Origin of the sequence: Streptomyces sp. NPDC021096 (assembly GCF_040641275.1) — a bacterium.
Taxonomy (GTDB): Bacteria; Actinomycetota; Actinomycetes; order Streptomycetales; family Streptomycetaceae; genus Streptomyces.
Window position 1 is genome coordinate 1 of the sequence record NZ_JBFADG010000049.1, and the last position, 7955, is coordinate 7955.

Sequence of the window (7955 nt, forward strand, 5' to 3'; positions counted from 1 at the left end):
CGCCGGACAGGCTGGATTTTCCGCCGGTTCCGGGCAACAAAATCAGCCCGTCCGGCGATTGAGGACCGGGGGTCCGGGGGCGGAGCCCCCGGTCAGCGCGCCGTCTGCTCGTGGACGTACTCGACGAGGTGGGTGAGCGCGTCCGGGTCCGTCGTCGGCATCACGCCATGGCCGAGGTTGAACACATGGCCTTCCAGGCCGCTCGCGGCCTTCAACACCTCGTCCGTCTTCCTGCGCACCGCCTCCCGCGGAGCGAAGAGAACGGTCGGGTCGAGATTGCCCTGCAGCGCCTTGCCCGGCCCGACGCGCCGCACGGCCTCGTCCAGGGAGACGCGCCAGTCGACGCCCATGACGTCCGCGCCGGCCTCGCCCATCAGGCCGAGCAGCTCACCGGTGCCGACGCCGAAGTGGATGCGCGGCACGCCGTAGTCCGCGACGGAGTCGAAGACCTTGCGGGAGGCCGGCATGACGTAGCGGCGGTAGTCGGCCGGGGCGAGGGCGCCGGCCCAGGAGTCGAAGAGCTGGACGGCGCTCGCGCCGGCCTCGATCTGGACGCGCAGGAACGCGGAGGTGATGCCGGCGAGCCGGTCCACGAGGTCGGCCCACAGCTCGGGGTCGCCGTACATCATGGCCTTGGTGTTCTCGTACGTCCGCGACGGCCCGCCCTCGATGAGGTAGCTGGCCAGCGTGAACGGCGCGCCGGCGAAGCCGATGAGCGGGGTGGCGCCGAGCTCGGCGGTGAGCAGGCCGATGGCCTCGGTCACGTACGGGACGTCGTCCGGGGAGAGCGGGCGCAGCCGGTCGAGGTCCGCGCGGGTGCGGACGGGCTCGGCGACGACGGGGCCGACGCCGGGCTTGATGTCGAGGTCGACGCCGATGGCCTTGAGCGGCACGACGATGTCGCTGAAGAAGATCGCGGCGTCGACGCCGTGGCGGCGCACCGGCTGCAGGGTGATCTCGGTGACGAGCTCGGGCCGCATGCAGGATTCCAGCATGGGGATGCCCTCGCGGACCTTGCGGTACTCGGGGAGCGAGCGGCCCGCCTGACGCATGAACCAGACGGGGGTGTGCGGGACGGGTTCGCGGCGGCACGCCCGCAGGAACGCCGAATCGTGTACCGCATCGTGTGCCCCGGTGCGGCCGGTCTGCTGGTGGCTGCGCTCACTCATGCCCCAAATCTTCGCACGGGCCGAACGAGTGACCCGCCCGTGTGGGTGTCCCTACCCGGAACCGCGGGTTGTTCCGCCTAGTCTTCCGGGCATGGCTGCGGCGCAGGGACACCTCTCGGACGGTCCGGACGACGCGGATGGGGAGGGCATCCCGTCCGTCTTCCGGCAAGCGGTCGCGGGGCTGCAAGGGGTACGCCTGCGGCCCGAGATCGAGCTGGACGCGACACCACCGCCCCAGCGGCTGGCGCCCTACTCGTACGCGCTGGAGGCGGCGGTCGTCGTGGACGACGAGGAGCTGGCGGACGGGCGGCTGATCCTGCTGCACGACCCGGCGGGGCACGAGGCGTGGGGCGGCACGTTCCGCCTGGTGACGCTGGTGCACGCGGAGCTGGAGCCGGAGATGGCGGCGGATCCGCTGCTGCCCGAGGTGTGCTGGACCTGGCTGACGGGTGCTCTGGAGGCCCGGCGGGTGCCGTACACAGCGCCCAGCGGCACGGTGACGCGGGCGAGCTCCCACTACTTCGGCGGGCTGCGGGAGCGGGAGCCGTCGACGCGGATCGAGATCAGGGCGTCGTGGTCGCCGGTCCCTGCCAAGGCCCCGGCGGGAGCGTCGGCCCCGGCGGGTCCGGCCGCCGCGGCGGCGGTGCCGGACACGGCGGCGCACCTGTCGGCGTGGTGCGATCTGCTGTGCCAGATCGCGGGCCTGCCGCCGGGCGGCGCCCCGGAGGCGGGCATCGTGACCCTGCCCCAGCGCCGGGGCCCGCACAGCAGCCGCTGAACGCCCCGCGGGGCGTCTGCGCACCCGGTCGCCGGGCTGTCCCGGATGCTCCTGGGGGGTGCGTTTCTGCCATCGTTCGGCGGGGTTTCCGCCATCTCTCGTGACAAAAAATGAGCAAGTTGATCGGGCAATCGTCCGAATTGCCCGAATTGTTACTCATCAATTCGTGATCATTCCCTAAAGCCGGGCCGTTTCATTGCCGAAGGACCTTGTGACCCTTCCCATACGGATCGCCCCGGCTTATCCCCAAGTCGGCACCGGTCCCCGCCACTCCCCCCAATGGAGGCCTGGTGTCCGTTCTCCTCGAGCAACCCGCTAGCCTCGCCTACCGCCCGAACAAACCGACCGCCATGGTCGTCGTCGCGGACCCCCGGGTCCGCTCCACCGTCACGCGCCACCTGTGGGCGCTGGGCGTGCGCGACGTGATCGAGGCGTCGTCCATCGCGGAGGCCCGGCCGCGCATCGGCAGCCCGCGCGACATCTGCGTCGCCGACGTCCACCTTCCCGACGGCTCCGGCCTGACCCTGCTCTCCGAGACCCGCGCCGCGGGCTGGCCCAACGGGCTGGCCCTGTCCGCCGCCGACGACATCGGTGCGGTGCGCAATGCCCTGGCGGGCGGCGTCAAAGGCTATGTCGTCACCGGAACCCGAACCAATCTCGGCGTCCCCGGCCGTCCCGGGGCCGCCCCCATCGGCTCCGCCGCCGCCCGGATGCAGCGGCGGCCCCCCGGCGCCCCCGGCCACCCCGGTGGCTACCGCGAGCTGTCCGGACGTGAGGTGGAGGTGCTGCGGCTGGTTGCGGAGGGCCAGTCCAACAAGGCCATCGGCGTCTCGATGGGGCTCTCGGCGCTCACCGTCAAGAGCCACCTCGCCCGCATCGCACGCAAGCTCGGTACGGGGGACCGGGCCGGAATGGTGGCCGTGGCCCTGCGCACCGGCATCATCCACTGACCCGCGGGAAACCGCGCCGCGCCCGTCGCCGGAACGTTCCGGCGACGGGCGCTTGCCATACACAGATACCCTTGACCGGTGACCGACGCCCAAGACACCGCAGCAGACACGACACTGCGAACCACCGGGGGCGGCCCCCCGGACGACGTCGATTCGGCGCCGATCCCGTTGCTGGAACCGCGTGAAGGCATGCCCCCGGTCGTCGCCGACGCCGACGCCCTGGCCCGGGTGGTCGCGGCCTTCGCCGCGGGCACCGGCCCCGTCGCCGTCGACGCCGAGCGCGCCTCCGGCTACCGCTACGGCCAGCGCGCCTACCTCGTACAGCTGCGCCGCGAAGGCGCCGGGACCGCGCTGATCGACCCGGTCGGCTGTCCCGACCTGTCCACCCTCGGCGAGGCGATCGCCGACGCCGAATGGGTGCTGCACGCCGCCACCCAGGACCTGCCCTGCCTGCGCGAGATAGGGATGGCGCCGGCGCGGCTCTTCGACACGGAGCTGGCGGGACGGCTCGCGGGATTCGCGCGGGTGGGACTCGGGGCCATGGTCGAGAACGTCCTGGGGTACGCCCTGGAGAAGGGCCACTCCGCCGTCGACTGGTCCACCCGCCCGCTGCCCGAGCCCTGGCTGCGCTACGCCGCGCTGGACGTGGAGCTCCTGGTGGACCTGCGCGACGCGCTGGAGCGGGAGCTGGACCGGCAGGGCAAGCTGGACTGGGCCCGCCAGGAGTTCGACGCCATCGCCTCGGCGCCGCCCGCCCCTCCCCGCAAGGACCCCTGGCGCCGCACGTCCGGCATGCACAAGGTGCGCCGGCGCCGGCAGATGGCCGTGGTCCGCGAGCTGTGGACCGTACGCGACCACATCGCCCAGCGGCGCGACGTCTCCCCCGGCAAGGTGCTGGGCGACGCCGCGATCGTCGAGGCCGCCCTCAACCTGCCGCCGAACGCCCACGCGCTCGCCGCGCTGCCCGGCTTCGGGCACCGGATGAGCCGCAAGCAGCTCGAGCAGTGGCAGGCCGCCGTCGACCGCGCCCGGGCGATCCCCGACGCGGAGCTCCCCCAGCCCGGCCAGCCCCTGACGGGCCCGCCCCCGCCCCGCGCCTGGGCCGACAAGGACCCGGTCGCGGCGGCCCGGCTGTCGGCGGCCCGCTCGGCGGTCTCCGAGCTCGCCGAGCGCCTCACGATGCCGCAGGAGAACCTGATCACCCCGGACACGGTGCGCAGGCTGTGCTGGGAGCCCCCGAAGGACGCGACGCCGGAGGCCGTGGCGGAGGTCCTCGCCGCGCACGGCGCACGTGCGTGGCAGGTGGAGCAGGTCACTCCCGTGCTGGTGAAGGCCTTGTCGGAGGCTTCCGCCTGAGCACCCCCGAACTCTCGAACTCCCCCAGCTACCGCTGGGAGGTACCCCCAGACGGGCTGGAAAATCCAGCCCGTCCGGCGTTTGAGGACCGGGGTCCGGGGCGGAGCCCCGCGCAACGGCGCCGCAGCCGCGCAGCCACGGCGGAATGTGACCTTCGCCGCTCCCGCCGAAGGGTCTGGGCAGCATGGTTACCCGCAAGTAGCATGACCGGTGTCAGCCCGCACCGCGGCGGAGCCGTCTCGGCATGCCCGCGCAGCGATCCGCACCTGGAGGAGAGCCAACGTGCCTCGTACCGCTAGGGACGTCGTTTTCGTCGACGGCGTCCGCACCCCGTTCGGCAAGGCGGGCCCGAAGGGCATCTACCACGAGACCCGCGCCGACGACATGGTCGTCAAGGTCATCCGGGAGCTGCTGCGCCGCAACCCGGACCTGGACCCGGCCCGCATCGACGAGGTCGCCATCGCCGCGACCACGCAGATCGGCGACCAGGGGCTGACCCTCGGGCGTACGGCCGGCATCCTCGCGGGCCTCCCGCAGTCGGTCCCCGGCTACTCCATCGACCGCATGTGCGCCGGCGCGATGACCGCCGTGACGTCCGTCGCGGGCGGCGTCGCCCTCGGTGCCTACGACATCGCCCTGGCCGGCGGCGTCGAGCACATGGGCCGTCACCCCATGGGCGAGGGCGTCGACCCGAACCCGCGCTTCGTCTCGGAGAAGCTGGTCGACGAGTCCGCCCTGTTCATGGGCATGACGGCGGAGAACCTGCACGACCGCCTCCCGCACATCACCAAGCAGCGCGCCGACGAGTACGCGGTCCGCAGCCAGGAGAAGGCCGCCAAGGCGTACGCCGACGGCAAGATCCAGGCCGACCTGGTGCCGATCTCCATCCGCCGCACGTCCCCCGAGGGCGGCGAGACGGGCTGGGGCCTGGCCACCGCCGACGAGCCGATGCGCCCGGGCACCACGCTGGCGAACCTGGCCGGTCTGAAGACCCCGTTCCGCCCGCACGGCCGGGTCACCGCGGGCAACGCCGCCGGTCTCAACGACGGTGCCACCGCCTCGCTGATCGCCGCCGAGGACGTGGCGCGCGAGCTGGGCCTGCCGGTCAAGATGCGCCTGGTCTCCTACGCCTTCGCGGGCGTAGAGCCCGAGGTCATGGGCATCGGCCCGGTCCCGGCCACCGAGAAGGCGCTCGCCAAGGCGGGCCTGTCGATCGACGACATCGGCCTGTTCGAGATCAACGAGGCCTTCGCCGTCCAGGTGCTCTCGCTGCTGGACCACTACGGCATCGCGGACGACGACCCGCGCGTCAACCAGTACGGCGGCGCCATCGCCTTCGGCCACCCGCTGGCCTCCTCCGGCGTGCGTCTGATGACGCAGCTGGCCCGCCAGTTCGAGGAGCAGCCGCACGTCCGCTACGGCATCACCTCGATGTGCGTCGGCTTCGGCATGGGCGGCACGGTCATCTGGGAGAACCCGCACTTCGACGGAGGCAACAAGTGAGCACCACCGCTGAACTCCTGAAGGGCGCGGCCGAGCTGTTCCCCGACGAGGTCGTCACGCAGGCGCACGTGCGCCACCTCGACCTCCCCGGCGCCGGGCGCTTCGCGCTCATCACGCTGGACAACGGCTTCGACCACACCAAGCCGACCACGTTCGGCCCCAAGTCCCTCGCCAACCTCAACATCGCGATCGACCAGGTCGAGGCGGAGGCGAAGGCGGGCGAGATCACCGGCGTCGGCATCACCGGCAAGCCGTTCATCTTCGCCGTCGGCGCCGACCTCAAGGGCGTCGAGCTGCTGAAGCGTCACGAGGACGCGCTGGCCATCGGCAAGGGCGGCCACGACGTCTTCAAGCGGCTCTCCTCGCTGGCCGTCCCGACGTTCGCGTACTACAACGGCGCGGCGATGGGCGGCGGCGTCGAGGTCGGCCTGCACTGCACCTACCGCACGGTCTCGGCGGCGCTCCCGGCGTTCTCCCTGCCCGAGGTCTTCCTGGGCCTGGTGCCCGGCTGGGGCGGCTGCACCCTGCTGCCGAACCTCATCGGCGCGGACCGCGCGGTCTCGGTCATCATCGAGAACTCGCTCAACCAGAACAAGCAGCTGCGCGGCAAGCAGGTCTTCGACCTCGGCATCGCCGACGCGCTCTTCGAGGGCGCGGACTTCCTGGAGCAGTCGCTGCTGTGGACGGCCTCCGTCCTCAAGGGCGAGCTCGAGGTCGCCCGCCCGGAGATCGACCGCGGCGAGGCCTGGGACCAGGCCGTCGCGCGCGGCCGCTTCATCGCCGACTCCAAGGTGCACGGCGCCGCCCCGGCCGCCTACCGGGCACTGGACATCATCGCCGCCGCCAAGAACGGCGACCTGCGCCAGGGCTTCGACTCCGAGGACCAGGCCCTCGCGGACCTGATCATGGGTGGCGAGCTGCGCAGCGGCATCTACGCCTTCAACCTGGTGCAGAAGCGCGCCAAGCGCCCCGCCGGCGCGCCGGACAAGTCGCTGGCCCGCCCGGTCTCCAAGGTCGGCGTCGTCGGCGCCGGTCTGATGGCCTCCCAGCTGGCGCTGCTGTTCGCCCGCCGCCTCGAGGTGCCGGTCGTGCTGACCGACATCGACCAGGAGCGCGTCGACAAGGGCGTGGGCTACGTCCACGGCGAGATCGACAAGCTGCTCGGCAAGGGCCGCATCAACCAGGACAAGGCCAACCGCCTCAAGGGCCTGGTGACCGGCGTCCTCGACAAGGCCGCCGCCTTCGGCGACGCGGACTTCGTCATCGAGGCCGTGTTCGAGGAGATGGGCGTCAAGCAGAAGGTGTTCGCCGAGGTCGAGGCGGTCGTGCCCGAGCACGCCATCCTCGCCACGAACACCTCCTCGCTGTCGGTCACCGAGATGGCCTCGAAGCTCAAGCACCCCGAGCGGGTCGTGGGCTTCCACTTCTTCAACCCGGTCGCGATCCTCCCGCTGCTGGAGATCGTGCGCGGCGAGCAGACCGACGACGCTTCGCTGGCCACCGCCTTCGGTGTCGCCAAGAAGCTGAAGAAGACCGCGGTGCTGGTCAAGGACGCCCCGGCGTTCGTCGTCAACCGCATCCTGACCCGCTTCATGGGCGAGATCCAGAACGTCATCGACGAGGGCACCCCGGTGGCCACCGCCGAGAAGGCCGTCGAGCCGCTCGGTCTGCCGATGTCGCCGCTGGTCCTGCTGGAGCTGGTCGGCCCGGCGATCGGCCTGCACGTCTCCGAGACGCTGCACGGCGCCTTCCCGGACCGCTTCACCGTCTCGCCGAACCTGGCCGCCGTGGTCAAGGCCGGCAAGCGGGGCTTCTACGTCTACGACTCCGGCAAGCCGGAGCTGGACCCGGAGGTCGCGGCGCTGCTGGTGCAGGGCGACAGCGTCCTGACGGAGGAGCAGGTCCGCGCCCGTGTCCTGGACGCGGTCGCGCAGGAGATCGGCCTGATGCTGGACGAGGGCGTCGTCGCCGAGGCCCAGGACATCGACCTGTGCCTGATCACCGGTGCGGGCTGGCCCTTCCACCTGGGCGGCATCACGCCGTACCTGGACCGTGAGGGCGTCTCCGAGCGCGTACTCGGCCGCCGCTTCCTCGCCGAAGGCGTGGCGAGCGTCCCGGCGTAACCCGCCGGATGGATGCCCTCCGCCACCACGGCTGACCCCGCACCCGTCGCCGCGCGCACCGCGGGGCACCAAGGAG

Annotated in this window: 6 protein-coding genes; 5 read left to right on the forward strand and 1 reads right to left on the reverse strand. The window is 72.1% G+C overall.

From position 1 onward, the window contains the following. Nucleotides 1-92: 92 nt before the first annotated feature. A complete protein-coding gene (gene hemE / locus AB0G59_RS28890; RefSeq protein ID WP_360917676.1) occupies nt 93-1169 on the reverse strand; it encodes a uroporphyrinogen decarboxylase in 1077 nt (358 codons plus the stop codon). Nucleotides 1170-1260: 91 nt separating this feature from the next. Between hemE and AB0G59_RS28895 the strand changes: the two genes are divergently transcribed. From AB0G59_RS28895 to AB0G59_RS28915, 5 genes are all read left to right on the forward strand, one after another. Next, on the forward strand, nt 1261-1947 hold the full coding sequence (locus AB0G59_RS28895; protein WP_360917679.1) for a DUF3000 domain-containing protein: 687 nt from the start codon (nt 1261-1263) through the stop codon (nt 1945-1947). Nucleotides 1948-2237: 290 nt separating this feature from the next. After that, entirely contained in the window at nt 2238-2897 is a 660-nt protein-coding gene (locus AB0G59_RS28900; protein ID WP_071963467.1) for a response regulator transcription factor, read from the forward strand. 78 nt (nt 2898-2975) lie between these two features. Next, nucleotides 2976-4253: a ribonuclease D gene (locus AB0G59_RS28905; protein ID WP_360917682.1), complete on the forward strand. Its 1278-nt coding sequence runs from the start codon at nt 2976-2978 to the stop codon at nt 4251-4253. Nucleotides 4254-4535: 282 nt separating this feature from the next. Beyond that, a complete protein-coding gene (locus tag AB0G59_RS28910) occupies nt 4536-5756 on the forward strand; it encodes an acetyl-CoA C-acyltransferase (RefSeq protein ID WP_071963469.1) in 1221 nt (406 codons plus the stop codon). After that, entirely contained in the window at nt 5753-7879 is a 2127-nt protein-coding gene (locus AB0G59_RS28915) for a 3-hydroxyacyl-CoA dehydrogenase NAD-binding domain-containing protein (RefSeq protein WP_360917686.1), read from the forward strand. Before AB0G59_RS28910 ends, AB0G59_RS28915 begins: the two co-directional genes overlap by 4 nt. Nucleotides 7880-7955 lie beyond the last annotated feature (76 nt).

Bases quoted from the DNA above. Each gene is read 5' to 3' on its own strand.
- hemE (WP_360917676.1), bottom strand. From the start codon at position 1,169: ATGAGTGAGCGCAGCCACCAGCAGACCGGCCGCACCGGGGCACACGAT.
- AB0G59_RS28895 (WP_360917679.1), top strand. From the start codon at position 1,261: ATGGCTGCGGCGCAGGGACACCTCTCGGACGGTCCGGACGACGCGGAT.